24 protein-coding genes are annotated in these 24,301 nt (G+C 65.1%); 14 read left to right on the top strand and 10 right to left on the bottom strand.

Annotated elements, in window-relative coordinates; genetic code table 11:
* The first annotated feature begins 154 nt into the window (after positions 1-154).
* The gene (locus tag RMR04_RS10420; RefSeq protein WP_311914596.1) at positions 155-565 is read left to right on the top strand and encodes a DUF805 domain-containing protein; all 411 of its coding nucleotides are present in this window, start codon (positions 155-157) and stop codon (positions 563-565) included.
* Positions 566-726: 161 nt separating this feature from the next.
* Here the strand turns inward: RMR04_RS10420 and RMR04_RS10415 are convergent, their stop codons facing one another.
* Positions 727-1,431 carry a glutathione S-transferase N-terminal domain-containing protein gene (locus RMR04_RS10415; RefSeq protein WP_311914595.1) on the bottom strand — a complete coding sequence of 235 codons (705 nt, stop codon included), beginning with the start codon at positions 1,429-1,431 and terminating at the stop codon, positions 727-729.
* 397 nt (positions 1,432-1,828) lie between these two features.
* Between RMR04_RS10415 and RMR04_RS10410 the strand changes: the two genes are divergently transcribed.
* Entirely contained in the window at positions 1,829-2,806 is a 978-nt protein-coding gene (locus tag RMR04_RS10410; protein WP_311914594.1) for a DMT family transporter, read from the top strand.
* A gap of 39 nt (positions 2,807-2,845) precedes the next feature.
* On the opposite strand, the gene gpt is transcribed toward RMR04_RS10410, so the two are convergent.
* From gpt to RMR04_RS10390, 4 genes are all read right to left on the bottom strand, one after another.
* Positions 2,846-3,355: a xanthine phosphoribosyltransferase gene (gene gpt, locus RMR04_RS10405; RefSeq protein WP_311914593.1), complete on the bottom strand. Its 510-nt coding sequence runs from the start codon at positions 3,353-3,355 to the stop codon at positions 2,846-2,848.
* 336 nt (positions 3,356-3,691) lie between these two features.
* The gene (locus RMR04_RS10400) at positions 3,692-5,545 is read right to left on the bottom strand and encodes a methyl-accepting chemotaxis protein (RefSeq protein WP_311914592.1); all 1,854 of its coding nucleotides are present in this window, start codon (positions 5,543-5,545) and stop codon (positions 3,692-3,694) included.
* A gap of 423 nt (positions 5,546-5,968) precedes the next feature.
* Positions 5,969-6,724: a competence/damage-inducible protein A gene (locus RMR04_RS10395; protein ID WP_311914591.1), complete on the bottom strand. Its 756-nt coding sequence runs from the start codon at positions 6,722-6,724 to the stop codon at positions 5,969-5,971.
* Between the two features lie 122 nt (positions 6,725-6,846).
* Complete coding sequence (locus RMR04_RS10390; RefSeq protein ID WP_311914590.1) at positions 6,847-7,698, bottom strand: FkbM family methyltransferase; 852 nt, start codon at positions 7,696-7,698, stop codon at positions 6,847-6,849.
* 244 nt (positions 7,699-7,942) lie between these two features.
* On the opposite strand from RMR04_RS10390, the gene RMR04_RS10385 reads away from it, so the two are divergent.
* The gene (locus RMR04_RS10385; RefSeq protein ID WP_311914589.1) at positions 7,943-8,887 is read left to right on the top strand and encodes a TRAP transporter substrate-binding protein; all 945 of its coding nucleotides are present in this window, start codon (positions 7,943-7,945) and stop codon (positions 8,885-8,887) included.
* A 6-nt stretch (positions 8,888-8,893) separates the two neighbouring features.
* Here RMR04_RS10385 and RMR04_RS10380 read toward each other — a convergent pair whose 3' ends face one another.
* The gene (locus RMR04_RS10380) at positions 8,894-9,370 is read right to left on the bottom strand and encodes a CinA family protein (protein WP_311914588.1); all 477 of its coding nucleotides are present in this window, start codon (positions 9,368-9,370) and stop codon (positions 8,894-8,896) included.
* A 156-nt stretch (positions 9,371-9,526) separates the two neighbouring features.
* Here RMR04_RS10380 and map point away from each other — a divergent pair, with 156 nt between their 5' ends.
* From map to RMR04_RS10335, 9 genes are all read left to right on the top strand, one after another.
* Positions 9,527-10,351: a type I methionyl aminopeptidase gene (gene map, locus RMR04_RS10375; protein WP_311914587.1), complete on the top strand. Its 825-nt coding sequence runs from the start codon at positions 9,527-9,529 to the stop codon at positions 10,349-10,351.
* Positions 10,348-11,082 carry a RadC family protein gene (gene radC, locus RMR04_RS10370; protein ID WP_311914586.1) on the top strand — a complete coding sequence of 245 codons (735 nt, stop codon included), beginning with the start codon at positions 10,348-10,350 and terminating at the stop codon, positions 11,080-11,082. Before map ends, radC begins: the two co-directional genes overlap by 4 nt.
* 107 nt (positions 11,083-11,189) lie before the next feature.
* Positions 11,190-11,435, top strand: coding sequence for a hypothetical protein (locus RMR04_RS10365; RefSeq protein ID WP_311914585.1), 246 nt, complete (start codon positions 11,190-11,192; stop codon positions 11,433-11,435).
* A 130-nt stretch (positions 11,436-11,565) separates the two neighbouring features.
* Positions 11,566-12,306 (top strand): GntR family transcriptional regulator, encoded by a 741-nt coding sequence (locus RMR04_RS10360; protein ID WP_311914583.1) that lies wholly within the window; start codon positions 11,566-11,568, stop codon positions 12,304-12,306.
* Between the two features lie 428 nt (positions 12,307-12,734).
* Positions 12,735-12,974 carry an ATP-binding cassette domain-containing protein gene (locus RMR04_RS10355; protein WP_311914582.1) on the top strand — a complete coding sequence of 80 codons (240 nt, stop codon included), beginning with the start codon at positions 12,735-12,737 and terminating at the stop codon, positions 12,972-12,974.
* 53 nt (positions 12,975-13,027) lie between these two features.
* Complete coding sequence (locus RMR04_RS10350; RefSeq protein ID WP_311914580.1) at positions 13,028-14,278, top strand: D-amino acid dehydrogenase; 1,251 nt, start codon at positions 13,028-13,030, stop codon at positions 14,276-14,278.
* A gap of 21 nt (positions 14,279-14,299) precedes the next feature.
* The gene (locus tag RMR04_RS10345) at positions 14,300-15,097 is read left to right on the top strand and encodes a maleate cis-trans isomerase family protein (RefSeq protein ID WP_311914578.1); all 798 of its coding nucleotides are present in this window, start codon (positions 14,300-14,302) and stop codon (positions 15,095-15,097) included.
* 67 nt (positions 15,098-15,164) lie between these two features.
* Complete coding sequence (locus RMR04_RS10340; RefSeq protein ID WP_311914577.1) at positions 15,165-15,518, top strand: RidA family protein; 354 nt, start codon at positions 15,165-15,167, stop codon at positions 15,516-15,518.
* A gap of 65 nt (positions 15,519-15,583) precedes the next feature.
* Positions 15,584-16,582, top strand: a complete 999-nt coding sequence (locus RMR04_RS10335) for a DMT family transporter (protein WP_311914576.1) — start codon at positions 15,584-15,586, stop codon at positions 16,580-16,582.
* Positions 16,583-16,630: 48 nt separating this feature from the next.
* Here RMR04_RS10335 and RMR04_RS10330 read toward each other — a convergent pair whose 3' ends face one another.
* The 4 genes from RMR04_RS10330 to RMR04_RS10315 all read right to left on the bottom strand — a co-directional run bounded on the left by RMR04_RS10330 (position 16,631) and on the right by RMR04_RS10315 (position 21,615).
* Positions 16,631-17,641, bottom strand: coding sequence for a DNA topoisomerase IB (locus RMR04_RS10330; RefSeq protein WP_311914575.1), 1,011 nt, complete (start codon positions 17,639-17,641; stop codon positions 16,631-16,633).
* Positions 17,642-17,797: 156 nt separating this feature from the next.
* Positions 17,798-20,362, bottom strand: a complete 2,565-nt coding sequence (ligD, locus tag RMR04_RS10325) for a DNA ligase D (RefSeq protein WP_311914573.1) — start codon at positions 20,360-20,362, stop codon at positions 17,798-17,800.
* Positions 20,363-20,380: 18 nt separating this feature from the next.
* Complete coding sequence (locus tag RMR04_RS10320) at positions 20,381-21,295, bottom strand: non-homologous end joining protein Ku (RefSeq protein ID WP_311914571.1); 915 nt, start codon at positions 21,293-21,295, stop codon at positions 20,381-20,383.
* Entirely contained in the window at positions 21,295-21,615 is a 321-nt protein-coding gene (locus RMR04_RS10315; RefSeq protein WP_311916077.1) for a hypothetical protein, read from the bottom strand. Before RMR04_RS10315 ends, RMR04_RS10320 begins: the two co-directional genes overlap by 1 nt.
* Before the next feature lie 652 nt (positions 21,616-22,267).
* Between RMR04_RS10315 and RMR04_RS10310 the strand changes: the two genes are divergently transcribed.
* Together RMR04_RS10310 and RMR04_RS10305 are read left to right on the top strand one after the other, a co-directional pair.
* Positions 22,268-23,152, top strand: coding sequence for a hypothetical protein (locus RMR04_RS10310; protein WP_311914569.1), 885 nt, complete (start codon positions 22,268-22,270; stop codon positions 23,150-23,152).
* Between the two features lie 122 nt (positions 23,153-23,274).
* Positions 23,275-24,237 carry a L,D-transpeptidase gene (locus RMR04_RS10305; protein ID WP_311914568.1) on the top strand — a complete coding sequence of 321 codons (963 nt, stop codon included), beginning with the start codon at positions 23,275-23,277 and terminating at the stop codon, positions 24,235-24,237.
* The last annotated feature ends 64 nt before the right edge of the window (positions 24,238-24,301 follow it).

Below are 24,301 nucleotides of genomic sequence, written 5' to 3'. Positions count from 1 at the left end.
CATGGGCGGCAGCATTATTTGTAGTTAACTGCAATTTTTGCTGAACGACTTTCTACAGAGTATTTCAACAAATATTATTTAAATTGACATTCCAACATTTCTGCCAGAACAAAACACAGTCGCGAACGGCGACACGGGGGGAGGCTTGAAAACTATGACTGCATTCTTATTTTCTTCTGATGGCCGCATCGGACGAGGAAAATTCTGGTCCGCGATATTGTATTATATCGGCGCGTCGATAATCGTAGGACTGCTGCTGTTTGTGCTGTGGCAGATAATCCCGGGCGAAGTCAGCGCAGAAGGTAGCTACAACGTCACAGGCGCCAAGTCTGTGCCCTACCTCATCCTTGTCTTCGGCTATATTATTTTCTGCATTTGGTCAGGCATCTGCGTCGGCGTGAAACGCTACCACGACCGCAACAAATCCGGCTGGTGGTTGCTCATTCAATTTGTCCCGCTGATCGGCGCTGCCTGGTATTTCATCGAGGCCGGATGCCTGCGCGGTACTGCAGGAGCAAACCGGTTTGGTCCCGATCCTCTGGGCACGCCAGCAATCGCGGCTTGACCGTCCGCCGTGAACGGAGCCGCGACCTAAAGAAAAGCCGCCGCTCGATGACCCGAGCGGCGGCTTTTTCATTCAGGCGGAGAAGGCCGCAGCGCGGAGGAGATCGGGATTTCGCGCCGACCGGCTCCGCGACGATGCGTCACGCGACGCCAACCACGTCCTTACCCCCGCTTGGGGCTGTCCAGGCCGCGCTGCACTGCCGGCCGCGCCAGGCCGCGTTCGAGCCAGAGCGGGACCTGTTTCAGGCTGGCATAGTCGACGAGTTCGGCCGCGCCGTAGAAGCCGACGAGATTGCGCACCCAGCCGAGCAAGGCGATGTCGGCGATGCTGTAGTCCTTGCCCATGATCCAGTCGCGGCCGGTGAGCCTGGTCTCCAGCACGCCGAGCAGGCGCTTGCTCTCATTGGCGTAACGGTCGCGCGGGCGCTTATCCTCATAGTCCTTGCCGGCGAATTTGTGGAAGAAGCCGAGCTGGCCGAACATCGGCCCCACCGCCGCCATCTGGAAGAAGACCCATTGCAGGGTCTCATAGCGCAGGCCTGCGTCGCTCGGGATGAGCTTGCCGGTCTTCTCGGCGAGATAGACCAGGATCGCGCCCGACTCCCACAGCCCGAAAGGCTTTCCGCCCGGCCCGTTGGGATCGATGATCGCGGGGATTTTGCCATTGGGGTTCAGCGAGAGGAATTCCGGGCCCCAGGTCTCGTTCTTGCCGATATCGATCAGATGCGGCTCGTAGGGCAGTTCGAGTTCCTCCAGCGCGATCGAGACCTTCACACCATTGGGCGTCGGCAGCGAATAGAGCTGGATGCGGTCGGGATGCTGGGCCGGCCAGCGCTTGGTGATCGGGAAAGCGGAGAGATCGGTCATGGCACTGGCCCTCGTCTAAAGGAGCGAAACCGCAGCGAAGCGGCGCGGTTTCGCGAAAGCTAGAGGCCGGCGCGCGCTGCGCATAGAGGCATGACTGCAAACGCGGCCATGCAGCCACAGGGGCTTGAAGCGACCAAGTCCTGAACGGTTATGCGCCGGGCTCGGGACCGCCCCAAGGCGCGCGCCCTTGCCCCGCGGGCCGCCGTGCCGGCATAGCAGCGCCACCCTAGAGCCGGATGATTTCAGATGGGAACACACAGTGATCCCATCTGATATCTGAATCCGTCTCTCACCCAAGAGTGAGAGCAGGATCAATGCGAAAAACCGGTTCCCACTTTTTCGCATCCTGCTCTTGCAGAGGCGCGCAACGCACCGCCTCCCCCGGAAAGCACACCCCGTGAACCAGGCCGTTCCGCCGCGTCAACTCGCCACCGCCACGCGCCTCGCCGCGCCTGCCGGCCGGACGCCCTGGCTCGGCATCGCCTGCGGCCTGACGACCAGCCTGATCTGGGGCATCCAGGCTGTGGTCTCACGCCAGTCGGTTGCCGACGGGCTGACCCCGGCCGACGTCACGATCCTGCGTTTTGCGACCGCCGCGCTCCTGCTGTTGCCCTTCGCGCTGCGGCGGGTGCGGCCTTTCCCGATCGGGCGGATCGGCTGGCGCCGCGCCCTGGTGCTGACCGCGCTTACCGGCGCACCCTATTCGTTGGTGCTCATCGCCGGCGCCTCCTTTGCCCCGGCGCTGCATTCCGCGACCATCACGCCAGGATTGATCCCGGTCTTCACCGCCATCCTCGCCTATCTCCTGGCGGGTGAACGGCCGGGGCGGATGAGGCTGGCCGGGCTCGCGCTGGTTCTGGCGGGCGTCGGCGCCTTCTCCTGGCAGGCGCTTTCTTGGCAGGCGCTTTCCTCGCAGCCCCTTGGACATGCCCCCGCCCATGACAGCGCCTGGATCGGCGATCTGCTCTTCGTGCTCACCGCAATGATGTGGTCGTTGTTCGGGCTGCTGGCGAGACGCTGGGGCGCGGATGCGATCGATGTCACCATCGCGACCTGCCTGCTCTCGCTGCTGTTCCTGCCCGTCGCGGCGCTAGCGCTGCCGATCCGGCTCGGCGAGATAGCTTGGGGGGCGCTTGCCCTGCAGGCCTTCTACCAGGGCGCCCTGGTCGGCGTCGGGGCGCTGTTTCTCTACACGCAGACGGTGGCGCTGCTGGGAGCGGCGCGCGCAACCTTGTTCCTGCCGTTGAACCCGGCGATCACGGCGCTCGCTGGGGCGGTCCTGCTCGGCGAATGGCCCTCGACGGCGGAGATCATCGGCATGCTGCTGGTCATCACCGGCATGACCGTGGCGCTGCGCTCACGCAGCACGACTTGAAACCTCAGCCGCCGCCTGACGCTTCAGCCCTTGTGGTCCTTAGCCCTTGTGGTCCTTGGCGATAGGCTCGACATAGGCGAGCCCCATATCCCAGGGGAAATAGATCCAGGTGTCCTGGCTGACCTCGGTGATGAAGGTGTCGACCGTCGGCACGCCGGCAGGCTTGGCATAGACCGTGGCGAAATGGGCGTTGGGCAGCATTTCGCGCACGACGCGGGCGGTCTTGCCGGTGTCGGTCAAATCGTCGACGACGAGCACGCCCTTGCCCCGGCCGTCGCCGATCGCCTTGATCGAGGGCGCGACGTCCTTCAGCACCTTGAGCTCGGACTGGTTCTTGTAGTCGTGATAGCTCGCGACACAGACCGTTTCGATCAGGCGCAAGCCGAGCTCCCGGCAGATGATCGCGGCCGGCACGAGCCCGCCGCGCGTGATGCAGACGATAGCCTCAAAAGGCCCCTTCTCGGCCAATCGCCAGGCGAGCGCGCGCGCGTCGCGGTGGAACTGGTCCCAGGATACGGGAAAGGCCTTGTTGGAGGTCGGTTCGGCCATGGCGCGGGCTCCGGGCTTCATCTGGCGCATATAGAGCGTTTTCGAGCAAAGTGGATACCGGTTCGCGTGAAGAAAACGCGTTAAAACAAAGAGCTAGAGCAATTGAGCGATTCAACTGAATCAGAAATTGCTCTAGCGCCGCTCTCATCGCAAACCCTATCCCCGCCGCGCTGACAAGAGGCCGCCGCCCGCCATCCCCAGAAGGCCGGGAGTGCGGGGGGCGGATCGCCGTTCAGAACCTGCTTTTCATGCTCGGAACCATACCGTCATTCCGGGGCGACCCGCAGCGTCGAGCCAGGAATGACGGTGTTTTTCCGAGCCACAAGACAACGGTCTCTAAAACTCCGCCCAGCCCTCGGCGCTGCCGCCGGCTACCGCCAAGCGGGGCCGCACGCGCGGAGCGGGCATGGAGGCAAAAGAGGACTTGGGGACAGGAGCAGGCGCCGGCGCGCGGCGCTGGAGCTGCGGCGCGGCCTGCCTGATCTCGCCTGCGACCCGTGCCGCGAAGTCCGCGCCAGCGTCGAGCGTGAAGGCCGCGACCATCGCGCTGAGCGCCGAGGTGTCTTGCTGGAGATCGCGCGCGACCTTGGCGCTCTGGTCGGCCAGGAGCGCGTTCTGCTGGGTCATCTCGTCCATATGCGCGACGGTGCGCGCCATCTCGTCGATACCGTTGGCCTGTTCGATACTGGCCTGCGAGATCTCGCTGACGGTGGTCGAGACTTTCGAGGCGGCCGAGACGATCTCGCGCAGGGTCGTGCCGGCATCCTTGACGAGCTGCACGCCGGTCTGGATCTGCTGCGTCGAATTCGCGATCAGCGATTTGACGCCATTGGCGGATTCGCTGCAGCGCTTGGCGAGCGCGCGTACTTCGGAGGCGACCACCGCGAAACCCCGGCCGGCATCGCCGGCACGGGCCGCCTCGACCGCCGCATTGAGCGCGAGCAGATTGGTCTGGAAGGCGATCTCGTCGATCATCGCGATGATCTCGGAAATGCTGGACGAGGCCTTCTCGATCCGCTCCATCGCACCGACGGCCTCGGTCACGATCGCCCCGCCGCGCACCGCGACCTGGGTCGCCTCCTCGCCGAGCGCCACAGCGGCGCGCGAATTGCCGGCGCTGTGCTTGACCGACGCCGCGAGTTCCTCCGTCGTCGCCGCCGTTTCCTGCAGGCTGGAGGCGTTGGCCTCGGTCCGCTCCGCGAGCTGGGCGCTGTCCGAGGAGATGCTGGTCGAAGCCTCGTCGATCCGGCCGGAAATCTCGCGGACGGAGGACACCACCGCCGCCATCGTGTCGATCAGATCGTTCACCCCGGCGCAGAGCTGGGCGATCTCACCGCTCTTGCCCTCGAGCGAGACGCGTCCCGTCAGATCCTTGTCCTTGGCGCGGGCGATGACCTCGCCGGTTTCGCGCACCGCCGCCTCGAGCTGCTGGCCCTTGAAGCTCGCCGTGATGTCGGTGGCGAATTTCACCACCTTATAGGGCTGGCCCTTGGCATCCATGATCGGGTTGTAGCTCGCCTGGATCCAGATCTGATTGCCGGCCTTGCCGACGCGGCGGTATTGCGCGGCATCGTATTCGCCCCGCCCGAGGCGCTCCCAGAACTGGCGATAGGCCGACGTTTCGCGCTCAGCGGGGTCGACGAACATGGAGTGATGCCGGCCGACCACCTCGGAGAGGGAGTAGCCGAGCACCGCCAGGAAGTTCTCATTGGCATGCAGCACCTTGCCGGTGAGATCGAACTCGATCACGGCCTGGGCCTTGTTGATCGCCTGCTGCTGACCTTCCAGATCGGCGAGACGGTTCTTCTCCTGCGTGATGTCGGTCGCGAACTTGATCACGCCGACCGGCTTGCCGCCGGCGCCGAGGATCGGGTTGTAGCTCGCCTGGATCCAGATCTCCTTGCCGCCCTTGCCGATGCGCAGATATTGCCCGCGCGAGAACTCACCGCGGCCGAGATCGAGCCAGAACTGCTTGTAGGCGGCCGTATCGCGCTCAGCGGGCGACACGAACATGCTGTGGTGCTGGCCCTTGATCTCGGCCAACGTGTAACCCAGCGTCGCCAGGAAATTCTCGTTGGCGTTCAACACTTTGCCGGTGAGATCGAACTCGATCACCGCTTGCGAGCGGTTGATGGCATCAAGTTGGCCCGTGACATGGCGGTTCGAAAACAGGCTGGAAAGGCGCGACATGGTTTCCCCCTTGAGCTGTCCCCCGGACACCCTTGCATGGCAGGTTTCGGCGGCCGGATGCCGACGACAACCGCCAGGAAAGGGCGCCAGGAGTTATGCAACTTAAGATTGTCATGACCTAGTTAATACAACCTGTAGATTAATCTTCTCCGCCCGAGAACCTGTTGATTATGCTCGGAACCTCTACGTCACCTGGACAAGCCGCCCTCGGGTCCGGCCTTCGGCCGGCCCAAGGACGTAAGCTCCGCCGCGCCGATCGGGGATCCATCGTAGAGCGTCATTCTCGGGCTTGCGCCCTGAGAATCTCATGACCAGTTGGCTGAAATCAGGGATGGTCGGGTCAAGCCCGACCATGACGCGCTTCGGATCCCGACCTCCGCTTCGTCCGGGATGACGGCGTGGTTCCGAGAGGATATGGCGAGCCTAGACCGCGAGCCTTGCGCGTTCGCTGTCGATCATCGCCTGGACGGCCGCCCTCGCGACCGCGAGCTTTTCGGGGTCGCGCGAGCGCACCACGATGTTGGTGTCGGGACCCGCTTCCGAAAAGAACGGGTAGGAGCCGATCGAGACCTCGGGATGCGCCTTGGCCACCTGCGCCAGCGCCGTGCCGATATCGCCCTCGCGCATGCCCGCGCGCACGGTCTCCGATAGCATCCTGACCCCGGTCTTCAATGTCGGCGCGACGACATCGAGCATCGCCTGCATGATCGAGGGCACGCCGGCCATGACATAGACATTGCCGATATTGAAGCCCGGCGCCTTGGAGACCGAATTGGCGATCAAATCCGCGCCGGCCGGAATGCGGGCCATGCGTAGCCTTGCCTCGTTGAGCTGGTCGGCTGGAAAGCGCTCGGACAGCATCGCGATGGCGCGCGGATCATGGTCGATCGAGACGCCGAAGGCCACTGCTACCGAGTCGGCGGTGATGTCGTCATGCGTCGGGCCAATGCCGCCGGTGGTGAAGACGTAAGTGTAGCGGGCGCGCAGCGCGTTCAGCGCCTGAACGATCTCATCCTGGATATCGGGCACCACGCGCACCTCGCGCAGATCGATGCCGATATTGGTGAGATATTCGGCGATATAGCCGATATTCTTGTCCTTGGTCCGGCCGCTGAGGATCTCGTCGCCGATCACCAGGATCGCCGCCGTCACGGGCGTGGTTTCACTGCTGGACGTCATGGCCGGTGCCTCTGGCTGGGCGGCCGGCAAAGCGCGGACGGCCGTTCTCCCCTACAGCTAGGGCCTCCCGCAGGCGGGCTCAAGCCGTCGCCCGCACAGCCCTCATGCGCGGCGGGCCAAACTCAGGCAGCGTCGCGCTCGAAGACGAGGTTCAGTCGCGTCTGCGCCAGCATACGATAGCCGCGCTGCGTCAGCAGCCCCACCAGGTCCACCTGCCAGCGCTCGCGCGAATCCTCGATGATGACGAAGCTCGGCCAGAGCGCCTCCGGCGCGTCGCGCAGGAAGGGTTCGAGGATCAGATCCTCCGCGCCCTCGACATCGAGCTTGACCGCGTCGAGCCGCTCATAGCCCTCGCTCTGGAGCAGCGCCAGCAGCGTCGTCGCCGGCACCTTGACGGTGGCGCCCGTGCTGGAACGCAGAATGCGCACGCTCGACTCGCCCTTATTGGCCGGGTCGAGGAACAGCGTCAGCTCGCCTGGCTTGTCGGCGAGCGCGCAGGCGATCGCCTTGACCGTGCCGAACGGGTTCTGAGCAATATTAAAGGCAAGCCGCGCGAACACATCGGGCTGCGGCTCGACCGCGAGAATCCGGGCGCCCGGCCCCGCCTTCGCCGCAACGAACAGGGAGTAGGCCCCGATATTCGCGCCGATATCGATGAAGCGGAAACCCTCGCGAATGCGGCCGGCGAGCAGATCGCGCTCGCGCTGGTCGAAATATTGCGGCGTGAACAGCACGCGCTTCTCACAGACATTGCCGTCCGGATAGAGCCGCATCTTCGCGCCGAGCGATTCGATGTCGACCGGCGCGCCGGCGAGCGAGCGCAATCCGAGGCGGCGCAGCGCATAGGCGATCTTGCGGCCGAGGAAGCTGTCGGGAGCAGCCCGCGTCCAGCTGATGATGCGCGAGAGAACGCCGCGGGGCGCGAAGGCACCGAAAGGCTTCGCCTCGACTTGTGTTTGATCGATGATGGCCATGGGGCGGCGTGATACACCCCATGTCGCGCGCGCGCCAGCCGGAACAGCTTTTGCTTCCATCCGCCTTCCGTCGGCCGGTCTGGCATCTCGCCCTGCCACCCCACACCCGGCGCTTCAGCCACGGAGCCTGTCGATGAGATTCCTCCCAGCACTTGCCTTGCCAACGCTTGTCTTGCCAACACTTGGCTTGCCAACGCTTGCCTTGCCAACACTTGCCTTGGCTCTGGGCCTGATGTGTCCGGCTTTGGCGCAGAAGGCTTGGGCACAGGAAGCGCGCTGGGACGTCATCAACGAATATCCGGCCTCGTCGCTGCCCGGCGAGGCGGACGCCTTCTTCGCCGAGACCGTAAAGGCGAAAGTCCAGGGCAAGCTGACGATCAACCCGATTCCCGACGCGAAATCGGGACTGCGTACGCGCGAGCAGTTGAACGCGGTCTCGGACGGGCGCTTCGCCATGGCCAACAGCTTTGGCGGCGCGCTGGGCGACGAGGCCCCGCTCTTCCTGCTCTCCTCCCTGCCCTTCATCACTGCTTCGACGGCGGATGCGAAGGCGCTCTATGACGCTGCCAAGCCACTCTATGAGGCGCTCTTCGCGGCGCGCGGGCAGAAGCTGCTCTATATCTCGCCCTGGCCGCCCTCCGGCATCTGGTCGGCGGCGCCGCTGAAGGACCTTGCAGCGCTGAAGGCGCTGAAGATCAGAACCTATGACAAGACGGGAACGGAGGTGCTGGCGCAGGTCGCGGCAAGCGCCGGCATCGTCTCCTTCTCCGACCTCAACCCCAAGCTGGACTCCGGCGAGATCAACGCCGTGCTCTCCTCCGGCGATGGCGGGGCCGGCCGGCAATTGTGGAAGTACACCCGCAACTTCTCGGAGATCCTCTACGCCGTGCCCCTGAGCTTCGCCTCGGTCTCGCTCGACGCCTGGCGGACGCTCGATGCCGCGACGCAAGCCGCCGTCGAGGCTGCAGCAGTCGAAACGAGCGCGCATCAATGGCAGGCGATGAGCGGCCGCGTCGCCGTCAACTACAAGCGCATGCGCGACAATGGCGTCACGATCGACGAGGCCCCGCCCAAGGAGGTGATGAACGCCTTGCGGGGCGCGGCCACACAATCCGTGGCGCAATGGAAAACCACGGCCGATCCGGCGGCGCAGCAAGTCCTGACGGATTTCCTGGCGCGCCCGCGCTGAACCCGCTCACAGGTTGTCGTGCAGAAGCCCCAGGGCCGACGCTGCAAAGACGCGCATATTGCCGATGCGGTCACCCGAGCCGGTCTCGATCGTCCTGATCAGTTCGACAGGCCCGGAGATCGCCAGGCAGCTATGGCCCGGCGCATCGCCATAGCTGTTGCCCGAGGGCCCGGAAGCGCCGGTTTCCGCCAGCCCCCAGGTCGCGCCAAAGCGCTCGCGCAACCGCCGCGCCAGCAGCAAGGCATAGGGCTCGCTGGCCGAGCGGATGCCGTCCATCTCCGCCAGCGAGATGCCCATCAAACCCTCGCGCGCCTGCCTGGTGTAGACGACGGCGCCGCTGACGAAGAAGGCGGATGCGCCGGCCTGGGCCAGGAGCGAGGCCGCGACCAGGCCGCCAGCCGAGGATTCAGCCACGGCCACGGTCTCGCCGCGCGCCTTGAGACGCGCCCCGATCTGCCCCGCCAGTTCCAACAATCCCTGCATACCCGCTCCAACCCTTTTCGGCGCTGCGATCGCGCACCTGATGGCGGTTGCAGACCCTGCCCGAATGCGCCTCAAGCGACCCGGTCCGCACGGCAACCGTCTTGCACCATACGCCAAACCCAATAGATATGGGCGGCAAGGAGCCATGACGTCACGATGACATTCGACGAAACCCTGGGGCGGTCGCGCATGCGCGATCCGGTGATCAAGCTGCACGGCGCCGAAGCCTTCGCGGCCATGCACAAGGCCGGCCGGTTGACCGCCGCGGGCCTCGACATGCTCGGCGACTACGTCAAGCCGGGCGTCACCACCCAGCGCCTCGACGACCTCGCCTTCCAGTTCGCCATGGACAACGGCGCCTATCCGGCGACTTTGTTCTATCGCGGCTACACCAAGTCGATCTGCACCTCGATCAACCATGTCGTCTGCCACGGCATCCCCGACGACAAGCCGCTGCGCGAGGGCGACGTCCTCAATATCGACTACACATTGATCGTCGATGGCTGGCATGGCGATTCCAGCCGGATGTACGGCGTCGGCGAAATCTCGCGCAAGGCCGAGCGCCTGATCGAGATCACCTATGAGAGCCTGCTGCGCGGCATCAAGGCCGTGCGCGCCGGCGCGACCACAGGCGATATCGGCTTCGCCATCCAGCGCTATGCCGAAGGCGAGCGCTGCTCGGTGGTCCGGGATTTCTGCGGGCATGGCGTCGGCCAGGTCTTCCACGACGCGCCCAACATCCTGCATTACGGTTCGCCCGGCGAAGGCCCGCAGCTCAAGACCGGCATGATCTTCACCATCGAGCCGATGATCAATCTCGGCAAATCAGGCGTCAAAGTCCTCTCCGACGGCTGGACCGCCGTGACGCGCGACCGCTCGCTCTCGGCCCAGTTCGAGCACACCATCGGCGTTACCGAAACCGGCTGCGAGATCTTCACCCTGTCGCCGACCGGACGCGACAATCCGCTCGCCCTGCGATGACGGCAGGCGGCGGCAAGGTTTCAAACCGCGCCGCTCCTTCAGGCGCAGCTGCCGACGCCACCCCGCATTATCACGGCCATCGCGACCGCCTGCGCGCCCGCTTCCAGGATGCGGGCGCGGCCGCCCTGCCCGACTACGAACTGCTCGAACTGCTGCTCTTCCGCTCGATCCCGCAACGCGACGTCAAGCCGCTCGCCAAGGAACTGATCCAGCGCTTCGGCTCCTTCGCCGAGGTGCTCGCCGCCCCATCCGCGCGGCTCACCGAGGTCAAGGGCGTCGGCGCGGGCGTCGCGCTCGACCTCAAGATCGTCGAGGCCGCGCTGACACGCATGGCCAAGGGCGCGGTCGCCAAGCGCACCGTGCTCTCATCCTGGTCGGCCGTGCTCGATTATTGCCGCATGGCGATGGCCTTCGCCGAGCGCGAGCAGCTCCGCATCCTCTTTCTCGACAAGAAGAACGCGCTGATCGCCGATGAGCTGCAGCAGACCGGCACGGTCGACCACACCCCGGTCTATCCGCGCGAGGTCATCCGCCGGGCGCTGGAACTCTCGGCAACGGCGCTGATCCTCGTCCACAACCACCCCTCCGGCGACCCGGCGCCGTCGCAGGCCGACATCCAGGTAACCAAGGCGATCGTCGATATCGCGACTCCGCTTGGCATCGCCGTGCATGACCACGTCATCGTCGGCAAAAACGGCCATGCGAGTTTGAAGGAGCTGCGGCTGATTTGAGGGCGACACCTGCCTCCAAAGGAACAGGCCGGTAGCGGACATTTTGCAGTGTCGGTAACGGCGACAGGGCCGCAAAGCAGCCTTCGCGCTGGCGCGCGAGCGTGTTCATGCAGATCATCGATCCGCAGGCCTTTGCCGGCCATGACGCGTCCGTGGCGCAGACAGCCTTCTTCGCCGACCAGTGCCGTGCCAATCCGGCTATCGGTTCTGACGCCCCAGTACGACTGCCGGGCGATCAAGCATCGGCAAGCCTTGATCGGGCGATAAGGGCAGGCCTCGGCATCCCAGCCAAGACCATCGCAGAGCTCAACCAATGGGCCGTCAAATTGCGCCTCGATCCAGTTGGATTTTAGCACCGGAGCGGCGCGGAGTGCTGGTTGCCCGAGCGACCACACGAAACTGAATCTAGCCTATGATACACATGCGGCCTATATGCCTGCGCCCCGCCTACCCGCAGGTGCTGTCGGATAGGAGTGATGAAGCGTGGCCACTCGACAGAGCGCGAAGGCGCTCGAAGCGGAGCAGAAGAGCGCAGAGCCCAAGCGGCGCGGACGCGCAGCCGACAGCGTCGAGCGGATTTATGGGATCGTGAAGGAGTTCGCGATCGACTTCCGCTTCCGGCCCGGCGAGAAGATCAATGAGGTCGAGCTCGCTGCGCAGCTCGGTGTCAGCCGCACGCCGGTCCGCGCCGCCCTCAACCGGCTGGAGAGCGACGGCTTCGTCGTCTCGGTGCCGAACAAGGGTTTTTACGCGCGCAATCTGACGCCCGACGCCGTCCGCGACCTCTACGAACTGCGTTCCGCCATCGAATGCGCCGCCTTCGTGCTCGCTTGCGAGCGCGCCACAGATCATGAGGTCGAGGCGACCATCGCGGCCTGGGAACAGCATAGCGACCTCGACGAGCAAGGCTCTTGGGCGAAGATCGCGCTCGCCGACGAAGCCTTCCACATGGCGCTGACAAAGCTCTCCAAGAACACCCAGATGGCCTCGGCGCTCGAGGCGCTCGCCTCCCGGATCCGGTTCTTCCGCCGCGTCAATCTCGAAGTCCTGGCGCAGCGGACCGGAAGCTACCAGGAGCATGCCGCGATCATCGGCGCCTTACGTCGGCGCGACGCCGCCAAGGGCGCCGCGATCCTGCAAAAGCACATCACGCTGAGCTCGGCCCATGCCATCGATGTCGCCACGCGCGGGCTCGCCCTGATCTTCTTCGGCAAGGCCGCCTGAGAGAGCGTTTCGAAACCTCCCGAGCCCTCATCCTTCGAGACGCTATTTCCCTTGGGATTGGCGTCTCGAAGGATGCTCCAGGAGCAGAGTGCTTAGGCTCAAAACCACGCCGTCATCCTGGGCTTCGCGCAGCGAAGTCCCGGGATCCATCGTAGAGTGCTGAGCCCTTCGATGGATCCCGGAGCTGCGCGGCTTCGCCGCTTGTCCAGGATGACGCAGCGGGTCCGAGGATGAACGGCCTGCCCCATGAGGCTGTCTGGCCCCCTGAGCCCTCATCCTGAGGAGCGGGCGCCACCCGGACCGCCCTCCTCCCCCCGACCATCCCCGCCTTTTTGCCGCGAAACCACCCAGTCTGCCCGGCGCGCAGGCAGCTTCCGCACAATATTTCGGATTGCGCATCACCAGCAGAATTATAAAGTGTACTCACTTTGATACGCGGCGACGCCGGCCTCTCGCCGGTGATGATGGACGAGGTCTTCGACGAGATCGTGCGCATCCGCGACCGCACCGGCATGACCATCCTGATGGTCGAGCAGAATGCGGCCCAGGCGCTGGCGGTCTCGGAGCGTGCCTATGTGCTCTCGCTCGGCCGCGTCGCCATCGAGCAGCGCGCCTCGGAGCTCATCGACAACCCGGAGCTCGCCGGGCTCTATCTCGGCGCGCAGTGAAAAACCGCCTGGCAACCAGAACCATCGGGCAGAACCATCTGGGAGGAGCGAGCATGGCAAAACGCATCATCATCCTGGGAGGCGGCGTCGTCGGCGTGACGACGGCCTATCAGCTCCAGAAGGACGGCCACGAGGTCGTGCTGATCGAGCGCAACGCGCAGGTCGCGGCGGAGGCGAGTTGGGGCAATGCCGGCATGATCGCGCCCGGCCATTCCTTCGTCTGGTCCTCCCCCAAGGCACCGATGATCCTGCTGAAGTCGCTGTTCCTCAAGGACCAGGCGCTGCGCTTCAGACTCTCGGCCGATCCGCAGCTCTATCGCTGGTCCCTGGCGTTCCTGATGGAGTGCACAAAGGCCAAGGCGAAGCGCAATACGCTGCTCAAGCACCGGCTGGCGGCCTATTCGCAGGCCGTGCTGCAGGAGGTCATCGGGCAGGAGACGATCGCCTATGACCGCAACGATCGCGGCATCCTCTATTTCCACCGCAGCCAGGAGGCGCTCGATCGCGGCGTGCAGCAGATGAAGCTGCTGGAGTCCGATGGGCAGATCATCAAGGTGCTGGACTGGGCCGGCGTGGTCGCGCTCGACCCCGCGCTCGCCGGCATGGGCAGCAAGATCGCCGGCGCGATCCATTGCCCGACTGACGAGACCGGCGATTCCGCCCTGTTCACCCGGGCGCTCGCCGCGATCGTGGCGGCGCGCGGCGGCGAGATCTTGACCGCCACGACGATCACCGGGATCGAGACGGCCGGCGACGGCATCGCGCGGGTTACCACCGACAAGGGCCCACTCAAGGGCGACGCCTATGTGCTGGCGCTGGGCGCGCAAAGTGCCGGCCTCGCGCGCCGCATCGGGCTGTCCCTGCCGATCTATCCGATCAAGGGCTATTCCCTGACGATTCCGGTTGGCAACCGCCCGCAGCCTCCGAGCCTGGCCAGCGTCGACGAGCATAACCTTGTCGCGATCTCGCGCTTCGGCGAGCGCATCCGCGTCACCGCCACGGCCGAATTCGCCGGCTACGACAAGAGCCACAAACCCGCCGATTTCGCCTTCATGAAGCGCGTCACGCAGGAGCTCTACCCCGAGGGCGCCGATTACGACCGCGCCGAGATGTGGGCCGGCCTGAGGCCGATGACGCCGACGAACCTGCCTATCTTCGGTCGCCAGCGCTACGCCAACCTCTTCCTCAACACCGGCCACGGCCATATCGGCTGGACCATGTCGCATGGCTCGGCCCGCATCACGGCCGACCTGATCGCCGGCCGCACTCCCGCCATCCCGATGGACGGCCTCCTGGCCGCCTGAACGCGAAAGGACCGCTCGTCCATGTCCGCACTCGCCCCCTCGCCCACCGCCACGCCGTTCGATCTCGGCGTCCTGCCCTCCGTCCTCGACGCGCCGCTTGGCTCACGCGCCGCGATCGGCCTCGTCGTGCTCGCCACCGACCAGACGCTGGAACACGAATACCGTTCGCTGATCCGCGCGCCCGGCATCGCCTTTTACGAGGCGAGGCTGTTCAACGACGCCGAGATCACGCCGGAGACACTGCGCGCGATCGGCCCGCGCATCGCACCTTGCACCGAATTGATCCTGCCCGGCTTGCCGCTCGACGTCGTCGCCTTCGGCTGCACCTCGGCCACGATGACGCTGGGCGAGGAGTATGTCTTCGGCGAGATCCGCAAGGCGCGCCCCGGCATCGCCTGCACGACGCCGGTGACCGGCGCGCTCGCCGCTTTCGCTGCGCTGAATGTCGGGCGCATCGGCCTGCTCACGCCCTACGCTCCCGTCATCAACGCCAATCTCGCCCGCTATTTCCAGTCGCGCGGTATCGCCGTGCCCGTCTTTGCGACCTTCGACCGGCCCGATGACCGCGAGGCCGCGCTGATCTCGGTCGCTTCGATCGAGGCAGCCGCCGAGACGCTCGCCGCGCAGCCCGGCGTGGAGGCGATCTTCGTGTCCTGCACCAGCCTTCGCGTCGCCGAAGCGGTGGCGCGCCTGGAGCAGCGCATCGGCATCCCGGTCACCTCGAGCAACCACGCCATGGCCTGGCACAGCTTGCGGCTCGCCGGGGTCGAGGACGCGATGCCGGAAGCCGGACGTCTCTTCGAGCGCGGCATCGCCTGACCAGACTTGTTCCGGCACCGTCCGGTTCGCCAATTTCCAACCAGCATATCCATCGAAAGTTCTTCACATGACCGCCCCCGCGCGAATCCAGCCCGGCCCACGCATGAGCCAGGCCGTCATCCATGCCGGCAGCGTCCATCTGGCGGGCCAGGTTGCCCTCGGTGCGCCCGGCGCCTCCGTCACCGACCAGACCCGCGACATCCTCGGGCGGATCGACGCGCTGCTGACCGAGGCCGGGAGCGCGCGGGACAAGCTGATCTCCGCAACGATCTGGTTGAGCGATATCTCGTCCTTCGCCGAGATGAACGCGGTCTGGGACGGCTGGGTCGTCCCGGGTGCGACGCCTGCGCGCGCCTGCGTGGAGGCAAGACTGGCCGCCCCCCAATTCACCGTCGAGATCGCGATCATCGCGGCCCTCTGAGTCAACCGGCGTGCCGGCCGGCAGAGAACGCCGGCATGCCGCCAGCAGCACAGGCATCCCCGATCATGAAGACTCGCGAGGCGGCGGTCGCCGCCTCATCCCCTTCGCCGTCGCTCCTGTCCTACGGGCATCTCCTGATCATCTATCTCGTCTGGGGAGCAGCCTATCTTGCCGTCAAGATCTGCCTGAGCGGGCCTGCGACGATCACGGTGCTGCAGCTGCAGACCGCGCGCCTCTGGGGCGCAGCGCTGCTGCTGGCCGCCGTCAGCGCCATCACCTCCGGCCGGCCGCCTCGCCTGTCCCGGCGCGATTTTTGGCTATGCGCGCTCTCGGGCGTGTTGATGTGGGTCGGTGGCAACGGGCTCGCCGCCGTCGCGTCGCTGCATGCGGCCTCAAACTTCGTCGTGATGGCTCTGGGCGCCATCCCGCTCTGGAGCAGCCTGCTGGACCTTCTGTTTCGGGGCGAGAAACCGCAGCCGAGGATGCTGGCCGGGCTTGCGATCGGCCTGTGCGGTCTCGTCCTGGTCATGGCGCCGGCACTGCTCGCCGGCGATAGAGCCACGCTGGATCCCGAGCATGCGCATGCGACCCTGGCCTGCCTCGCCGGAGCCGGGATGAGCTGGGCGCTGGGCACTCTGCTGCAACGCCCGCTGATGGGCCGCAGCGGGCCAGCCTGGACGGCGACCTATCAGATCCTCGCAGCCGCGCTGGTGCCGACGCTTCCCGCCTTAGTCGAGGGCGCCGCGCTTCCCCTCGCGCCCAGCAACGCCCAACTCGGCGCCTTCGCCTTCCTGATTGTCTTCGCCTCGGTCATCGGCCTGATGTCCTTCATCCATGTCGTGCGCAGCTTCACGCCGTCCATCGCATCCACATTCGCTTACGTGAATCCGGTGGTCGGCATTCTCCTTGGCTGGCTTGTCCTGGGCGAAATCCCGGCCACCCTTTCGCTGGTCGGCATGGCGATCGTCCTCGTCGGCATCGCGATCATCCTGAGGCAAGCGAGCGAGCGCAGTAGCGCGGGGAAAGCCGAGCCCGTCTGCAGCCGTCGGGATAAGCCGCGCTAGCGCGTTTTCGAGCGAAGTGGGCACTGGGTCAGGGGGAGCGTCGTCCCGCTACGCCGTGAGGCGCGCGAGCGCCCGTTCTATGCGGGAACAGCCGGAACTCGCCCGGCTTTTCTCGTAGGATGCCTTGAGCCGGCCATTGGCAAAGGAGCGGACCACCAACTCGTGAACATAGCTCTTGCGGACCACGGCCGGGGTGTTCGTCAAGCGTTCCGCGATATCGCGCATGATATGGGCGAGCTGACGCTTCCTACCGGCCTTGGAGACTTCGATATCGGCCGCGAGCAACAGTTCGGCCGCCGCCGCATTACCGGCCAACATGCGCAAATCCTTGCTGCTGATCGGCATCCCCGTGATCTGGCGAAGATAGGTGTTGATCTCGTCGGCCCTTATGGGAACGCTCGCGCCGCCTTCACCGCAGTATTGCAGCAAACGGCGCCCGGGTAATCTCAGCAGGCGTTGGAGCGCGCGGGCCAGGCGCGCATCCGCGAAGGCGCATGCGATCGCCTTGCCACCTTTGCCCCGGAACGAGAGCTCGACCCGCCCGCCGCACAGCTCGACGTGGCGCTTGAGCAATGTCGACGCTCCATAGCTCCCATTCGCCTCGGCATAGACTTCGTGCCCGACGCGAATATGGCCGCGATCCATGATCGCAACGGCGCAAGCCAGCGCCTTGTCCCGGTTGAGCGTCACCGAGCCCATGTCACGCGCAACAGCGGCCCTCAACCCCGGCAGCGCCCCGATGAGGGCGTGCAGCCGCTTGAGCTTGCGACGCTCGCGCACCCTGTCCCATTGTGGATGATAGCGGTGCTGGATGCGCCCGGCCTCGTCCCGGCCGAGCGCTTGCAAATGGGCGCATGGATCAGCCGCGATGCGGACGTCGCGATAGGCCGGGGGAACGGCAAGCGAGCGGATGCGCGCGAGCGTCCGCGTGTCGCGGATCGTATTGCCGTTCTCGTCTAGATAGGAAAACCCTCGCCCTCGGGGATGACGCTGAATCGTCAAGTCCTCGCCGCGCACCCGCTTCAGGCGAATCCTCGCCAGACCGTTCCCGTCCGACATGCTCCGTGCTCCGACGCGTCACCAGCTCCACCGATCCCGGCTCGACAACCTTCCCTCCTCCCGGCAGGGCGAGAGCGAAGCGCATGCCGGGAGCAAGCGATCCATGACCCTCGATATTTCCCGTCCTGTGAAACGGAGAAGGTCGAGGCTTGCCCGCTACAGCGCTTTCTCCCCGCCAAAATCGGCCCAGGCGTCGTCAGAGGTGATTTTGGTCAGATCACCCATGACGTGGAAGTCATCAGGTTTCAGGCCGTGCTCCAGCCCCTCCCAACGAACCGGCATCGCTATCGCGGCCCCCGGCCGCGCTCGCGTCGAATAGGGCGCGATCGCCGTCGCGCCCCGGCCATTGCGAAGGTAGTCGATGAAGATGCGGCCCTTGCGCGCCTTCTTCGACAGAGTCGCCGTATAGAGCTCCGGCTCAGCCTGTTCGATCGCCCTGGCGAAATCGCGGGCGAAGGCCTTCACACGTTCCCAATCGGCTCTGGGCTTGAGCGGCATGACGACATGGAAGCCCTTGCCTCCGGAGGTCTTCAGGAAGCTGGTGAAACCGAGCTCGCCGAGCCGCTCGCGAATGGTGAGCGCGGCCTCGCGCACGCGCTCGAGCGGCACGCCTTCGTCCGGATCAAGATCGAAGATGACCTGGTCGGGGGTTTCGATCGCGTCGATCGTCGCACCCCAGACATGGATTTCGACCGTGCCGAGCTGGACCAGGGCGGCCAGCCCGTCAAAATCGCGGATATACAGCAGCTCCTCGCCATCCGTGTCGCGGCGTGTCGCGACCGCCTTGTTCAGGCCGGGGCCGGCGTGCTTCTGGAAGAAGGCATGGCCGGTGATGCCGTTGGGAGCGCGCAGCAGGCTGAGAGGCCGATCGACGACGAAGGGCCGCATCAATGGCCAGACGCTCGCGTAATAGTCGAGCAGGCCCTGCTTGGTGAGCCCGATTTCGGGCCAGAGCGGCTTGTCGGGGTTGCTGAGCTTGACCGTGGTCTCGGCGCGCGTCGGCGGCACCCCTCCGGGCTTTGCCGAGATGGCCTTGGCCGAGTTGGCCTTGGCCTTCGGTGCCGAAGCCTGCGAGGTCGTCCTGGACGAAACCGGCGTTTCCGCCACGACCTCAGCGACGGGCTTGTCCTCGCGCAGGCCGAGGAAAGAAGCATGCCGCAGCGTTTTTGACGCGGTCCAGGCGCGAAACTCGATTTCGGCGACGAGCTCGGGCTCGACCCAGACCACCTCACGGTCACGCCCAGTGGCGCCCGCGAAGGGCGGGTTTTCGGTCCTTATCCCATCGAGCTTTCGCTTGACTGCGGCGGCGGATTTGCGGGTGAAGCCGGTCCCGACCCGTCCCGCTGGCTGCAGCGCGCCATCGGCCTGGTAGCCGAGCACGAGCGAGCCGAGCTCACGCCCAGAGCCCTTGGAGGGCACATAGCCGGCGACGACGAATTCCTGGCGCTGGGTGCATTTCGATTTGATCCAGTCGCGCCCGCGACCGCTGCGATAGGGCGCGTCGACCCGCTTGGAGACGACGCCCTCCAGCCCCATGCGGCAGGCATGGCGCAACATGGTCTGGCCGGGCTCGACGAAATGCTCGCTGTAGCGCAGCGGGCCGTCTGGCGCGGTGCTCTGGAGCACGGCTTCGAGCTGCTCCTTGCGCGCCAGCAGCGGCTCGGCCCGCAGATCCTCACCGTCGAGATGCAGCAGATCGAAGGCGAAGAAGACGAGATTGCCGGTGCGCCCTTCGGAGAGCGCCTCCTGCAGGGCCGAGAAAGACGAAATGCCGGTCTCGCCCAGGGCAACGACCTCACCATCGATCAGCGCCGTTTCGCAAGGCAGCTTCGCGAGCGCTTCCACAAGCGTTGCGCCGAAGCGTTCCGTCCAGTCGAGCCCCGAGCGCGTCGATAATCTTACCTTGCCGGCTTCGCTCACTTGTCCGGCCTCGATCCGCGCCTGCAGCCGGTAACCGTCGAACTTGACCTCGTGCAGCCAGTTGTCTCCTGCCGGCGGCTTGTCCTGCAAGGTTGCGAGGCAGGGCTCGACGAAAGGCGGAAGCACCACGCCAGCTTTGGCCGTTCTTGTGACCGCGCCCCGTTTCGTGCCCGCCACCTTGCGAGCGCCCGCTCCGGGCCGCTTCGTCTTCGGCCAGAGCTTCGTGCCGTCCGCGCCGATCTCCTCGATGCTTCGCCCGGATTTCACTGAAAGCGGCGCGATTTCCAGGATGTCCTCGTCATCCCTGGCGAATTCGTCCCGGACCTTGATCAAGAGCCAGTTGTCTCGCTTTTCGCCACGCCGGGGTTTCAGCCGAACCAGATGCCATTTGCCGGCGAGCTTATGCCCTTCCAGCGTGAAGGCGAGATGGCCCTTGCTCATGCCGAAGGTGGGGTCGCCCTCGGGAAGCCACTGGCCTTCGTCCCAGATGATGACCGAGCCGGCGCCGTATTGACCCTCGGGTATGGTTCCCTCGAAGGCGCCATATTCGATCGGGTGGTCCTCGACATGTACGGCGAGGCGCTTGTCGTCGGGATCGAGACTGGGACCGCGCGTCACGGCCCAGGACCAGAGCACGCCCTCATGTTCGAGCCTGAGGTCGTAATGCAGGCGGCGCGCCGCATGTTTGTGAATGACGAAGGCACCGCCCCGGCTTATCGCCTTGTCGCGCGCCGCGGCGCCTTTCGGCTCCCCGGTGCGCGCAAAATTCCGCTTGGCACGATAAAGCTCGAGACTGGCCATGGTCCGGGCCTCCGCCGATCAGACGCTCTTGCGGGTTTTGGCGGCCTTGCGGGGTTTGGCGGCGGATTTTCGAGCGGCCGCTTTCTCCGCTGCCGGAGTCTTTGATGCCGGTGTCTTCGATGCAGGACTCTTCGACGCAGGACTCTTGGCTCCGCTGTCCCCTGCAAGGCTCTGCTTGAGCGCGTCGAACAGATTGACGACATTGGCCGGGCGCTCGGCCGCCTGCACCACCGACGGCGTCTTGCCCTTCTGCTTGGCCTGGATCAGCTCCAGCAGCGCCGCCTCATAGCCGTCCTCGAAATGGGAGGGGTCGAATGCCGCCTGTTTCTTGTCGATGATGTGGGTCGCCAGTTCGATCAGCTCCGGATCCAATCTGGACTTGGCGAGGCCGGCAAAGACCTCGTCTGGCTTGCGCACCGTCTTGTCGTAGCGCAGCGTCGTCAGCAGCAGGCCCTTGTCGAAGGGCTCGATCATCACCGGGCGCTCGCGGCGATACAGCACGATGCGCGCGATCCCGGCCTTGTCTTGCCGCGCCATCGCCTCGCGGATCACCGCAAAGGCCTCTTCCGAGGCGTCATCCGACGGGGTGACGTAATAGGGCATGTCGAAATAGATCTGCGAAATATCGTCGCGGTCGACGAAATGCTCGATCGCCAGGGTGTGCGAGGATTCGATCTGGACCGCGTCGATCTCATCCTCCTCGACCAGCAGATACTCGTCGTCGCCGATCTCATAGCCCTTGACCTCATCGTCATCGGGCACCGGCTTGCCGGTGACGCTGTCGATATATTGCCGGCGGACGGTGTTGCCGGTCTTGCGGTTCAGGATGCGGAAGGAGACCTTCTCGCTGTGATCCGTCGCACCAGTCAGTTCGACGGCGCAGGACACAAGCGAGAGCTTGAGATAGCCCTTCCAGGCGGGACGCGGAGCCATTATGCCGCCTCCCGCCGCGATGCCTTGCCGCCACGCCGGGGCGCATCCTTCCGGGACCGATTTTGCCGGGATAGATCCTTCCCAGACAGATCCTTCCCAGACAGATCCTTCCCAGACGGAGCCTGCCGGGACAGAGCATCGGCGCGATTGAGATCGTCCTGCGTGAACACCGGAACCGGGTCGGTCAGGATGGCCGTGAGAACATCGGTATCCAGCTGGCCGTTGGCGATGACGAAGGCGAGCGCGTCGCGCGTCTCACGTTCGGCGCGAAGCTGCGCAGCCAGGGCCGCAATCAACCTGTCTTTCGCCGTCAGATGCATAAAGCTACCCCCGAAGAAGCCCCAACCCGGCAGCCAAGCCTCACCCCTTTCAACGTGCCACGCGCAGGGCTGTTCCCAAGCGAGTGGTAAAGGCGAACCACTGCCGCTCTGTGAGGCGAATGTCTTCGATGCGAATGTCTTGGGCGCGGGAAGCTCTTGGGCGCCGGAAGCTCTTGGGCGCCGGAAGCTTTTGGGCGCCGGAAGCTGTTGTGTCGAGCGGAGGGGCGACCGAGTCAGGCCGCCCATACAATCGATCGCGCCGGCTTTGTTTCCAGCCACCAGGGCGCGACAAAATCCCAGATCCTTCAGGGAGCGTGCTTGGACATCCCGGCAAGATCGCTCTGTCGCGCGCCTAGCGAAACAAGGCCAGGAGAATAATGATCGGCAGGGGAATTCCCAACATCCAAAGTAATATACCGCGTCCCATGATCGAACCTCCCGCTATATGACTGATCAACCCATCATCGTCCTGAGTGTTCCATTCATCCGGGCTCCGACGGGAACTATGTGACCACTATGCTCGTTCTACAGCAGTCACATGTGTGGCGATGCAACGGGAGGGCATCATGGACGGCATCATTTATCTCGTCGGGCTTATCGTGGTCGTGTTGGCCATCCTTTCGTTCCTCGGCTTGCGATAGGGAGCGGCATCATGTCGATGGGCACAACTGACGTCGTCGTCGTCTCCCCAGCTATCGCCAAGAGCGGATCGGACGGCTCCTATCTCGAATGGAGCGCCATTTTCGGTGGCGCGGTTCTTTCAGCGGCCATCACCACGGTCATGGCCGCTTTCGGCTCAGCGCTGGGATTATCGATGGTCTCGGCCGATACGGCGCGCTCCTCCAGCTTGATTGCGCTCACCATCGCCGGCGGCCTCTGGGCCATCTGGATCACCGTCTCGGCCTGTTATGCCGGCGGGTACCTCGCGGGCCGCATGCGCCGTCCGGCGGGCGATGCCAGCAACCATGAGCGCCATGTCCGCGACGGCGCCCACGGCCTCGTTGTCTGGGCCGCCGGAGCGCTGCTCGTGACGATCGTCGCAAGCTCGTCGCTGTTCGGCGCAGCCAAGACCGCCGTCACTGGGGCAGCTGCAGTATCCGGTGGCGCAGCCAATCTGATCAGCCAGCAGGCCGATCCGCTGGGCTCGGCACTGGACTCTGTCATGAGATCCACGGGAACGACGCCCCCGACCGCAAGCGAGCGCGAGGAAGCCTCGCGGATCCTCATAACCGGGCTGAGTTCCGGAAAGCTCGAACAGGCGGATCGCGACTACATCGCCGCTCGCGTTGCGGCTCGAATGGGCATCCCGCAGCCCGAGGCCCAGAAGCGCGTCGATGATGCCTTCGCCAAGCTCGAACAGGCCAAGGAAACCGCCAAGCAGGCCGCCGAGCGCGCACGCAAGACTGCGGTCATCACGGCCTTCCTGACGGCAGCCGTGCTCCTGCTCGGCGCTGCGGCCGCCTGGCTCGCTGCCCAGCTCGGCGGAAAGCATCGGGACGAGGAAATGGATCTTAGCACCTTGTTCGGCCGGCGTTGAACGGGTCCCGCCGGGCGAGGCTTTCGCGAGCCTTGCTCGGTGCTTCCCCCGTCCAGGCGCGTTTCAGCTGGATAGAGATCGTTGGCTCAAGGGGGGCTTCTATGAGAACTGCCAATCTATGCATGGCGATGCTGGCGGTGGTTCTGGGGCTCAGAACAAACTCAGTTCTCGCACTCACTGCTGATCAGATTAACCAGGTGACGTTCTCCGACCGGCAGCGCCAGTCGGAGGCGGGACCGGATCCCTTTATCGTCAAGGCCCAGGTGCTGCTCAGTCGTCGCAGCATATCGCCAGGTGTCATCGACGGTGGCGACGGTGAGAACTTTCGCAAGGCCGTTGCGCAGTTCCGACGTCAGGCGAACCTTGGCGGCGGCGATGAGATAGATGAGCTCGCCTGGCTCGGCCTTGGTGGCGACAGCGCCAACGATGTCGTGACCGAGTACAAGCTCTCGGAAAAGGACGCAGCGTACGACTTCGCCGACGCCATACCGCGCGACTATGCCAAGCAGGCCAGGATGAAGCGCCTCTCCTACACGAGCCCCGAGGAGATGCTGGGAGAGCGCTTTCACATGAGCGAGAAGCTTTTGAGGGCCCTCAATCCCGGCGCGGCTTTCTCGGCGCCAGGCGAGAGCCTCTTCGTGGTCTCGGCCGGACGCTCGCTCGAGAAGGGCAGCGCCCAACGGATCGACGCGGTCAAGAGCACCGGAATGGTTGTCGTCTTCGCCGCGGATGACAAGGTTCTGGCGAGTTATCCGGCCACCATCGGCAGCGAGAACACCCCGTCTCCTACGGGCGAATACACGGTCGAGAGGGTGGCAAGGAATCCGAACTACACCTACGATCCCGAAAAAAACTTCCAGCAGGGCAAGAACACCGAGACCCTCGTGCTCCCACCCGGCCCCAATGGCCCGGTCGGCACGATCTGGATTGCGCTGTCCAAGCCGACGTACGGAATTCACGGCACCCCCGAACCCTCGCAGGTCAGCAAGACGACGTCGCATGGCTGTGTAAGGCTGACGAACTGGGATGCGGAGGAACTCGCCGACCTGGTGAAGCCGGGCGTGCCGGTGCGCTTCGTGGACTGAATGCGTGCGTGTCCAGAGCCGATATTGGCAGGCCGTCGCAATCTCGGTCGCCTTGCTCATGAGT

This window comes from Bosea sp. 685 (genome assembly GCF_031884435.1).
Classification (GTDB): Bacteria; Pseudomonadota; Alphaproteobacteria; order Rhizobiales; family Beijerinckiaceae; genus Allobosea.
This window is presented reverse-complemented; position numbering and strand designations above follow the sequence as displayed.

Excerpts from the sequence above, each read along its gene's own strand:
- RMR04_RS10350 (WP_311914580.1), top strand. The coding sequence starts at position 13,028 with ATGGCAAAACGCATCATCATCCTGGGAGGCGGCGTCGTCGGCGTGACG.
- RMR04_RS10380 (WP_311914588.1), bottom strand. The coding sequence starts at position 9,370 with ATGCAGGGATTGTTGGAACTGGCGGGGCAGATCGGGGCGCGTCTCAAG.
- RMR04_RS10320 (WP_311914571.1), bottom strand. The coding sequence starts at position 21,295 with ATGGCTCCGCGTCCCGCCTGGAAGGGCTATCTCAAGCTCTCGCTTGTG.
- RMR04_RS10390 (WP_311914590.1), bottom strand. The coding sequence starts at position 7,698 with ATGGCCATCATCGATCAAACACAAGTCGAGGCGAAGCCTTTCGGTGCC.
- RMR04_RS10420 (WP_311914596.1), top strand. The coding sequence starts at position 155 with ATGACTGCATTCTTATTTTCTTCTGATGGCCGCATCGGACGAGGAAAA.
- RMR04_RS10315 (WP_311916077.1), bottom strand. The coding sequence starts at position 21,615 with ATGCATCTGACGGCGAAAGACAGGTTGATTGCGGCCCTGGCTGCGCAG.
- RMR04_RS10330 (WP_311914575.1), bottom strand. The coding sequence starts at position 17,641 with ATGTCGGACGGGAACGGTCTGGCGAGGATTCGCCTGAAGCGGGTGCGC.
- RMR04_RS10400 (WP_311914592.1), bottom strand. The coding sequence starts at position 5,545 with ATGTCGCGCCTTTCCAGCCTGTTTTCGAACCGCCATGTCACGGGCCAA.
- RMR04_RS10345 (WP_311914578.1), top strand. The coding sequence starts at position 14,300 with ATGTCCGCACTCGCCCCCTCGCCCACCGCCACGCCGTTCGATCTCGGC.
- RMR04_RS10305 (WP_311914568.1), top strand. The coding sequence starts at position 23,275 with ATGGCGATGCTGGCGGTGGTTCTGGGGCTCAGAACAAACTCAGTTCTC.
- ligD (WP_311914573.1), bottom strand. The coding sequence starts at position 20,362 with ATGGCCAGTCTCGAGCTTTATCGTGCCAAGCGGAATTTTGCGCGCACC.
- RMR04_RS10310 (WP_311914569.1), top strand. The coding sequence starts at position 22,268 with ATGTCGATGGGCACAACTGACGTCGTCGTCGTCTCCCCAGCTATCGCC.
- RMR04_RS10335 (WP_311914576.1), top strand. The coding sequence starts at position 15,584 with ATGAAGACTCGCGAGGCGGCGGTCGCCGCCTCATCCCCTTCGCCGTCG.
- RMR04_RS10340 (WP_311914577.1), top strand. The coding sequence starts at position 15,165 with ATGACCGCCCCCGCGCGAATCCAGCCCGGCCCACGCATGAGCCAGGCC.
- RMR04_RS10365 (WP_311914585.1), top strand. The coding sequence starts at position 11,190 with ATGCAGATCATCGATCCGCAGGCCTTTGCCGGCCATGACGCGTCCGTG.
- gpt (WP_311914593.1), bottom strand. The coding sequence starts at position 3,355 with ATGGCCGAACCGACCTCCAACAAGGCCTTTCCCGTATCCTGGGACCAG.
- map (WP_311914587.1), top strand. The coding sequence starts at position 9,527 with ATGACATTCGACGAAACCCTGGGGCGGTCGCGCATGCGCGATCCGGTG.
- RMR04_RS10415 (WP_311914595.1), bottom strand. The coding sequence starts at position 1,431 with ATGACCGATCTCTCCGCTTTCCCGATCACCAAGCGCTGGCCGGCCCAG.
- RMR04_RS10395 (WP_311914591.1), bottom strand. The coding sequence starts at position 6,724 with ATGACGTCCAGCAGTGAAACCACGCCCGTGACGGCGGCGATCCTGGTG.
- radC (WP_311914586.1), top strand. The coding sequence starts at position 10,348 with ATGACGGCAGGCGGCGGCAAGGTTTCAAACCGCGCCGCTCCTTCAGGC.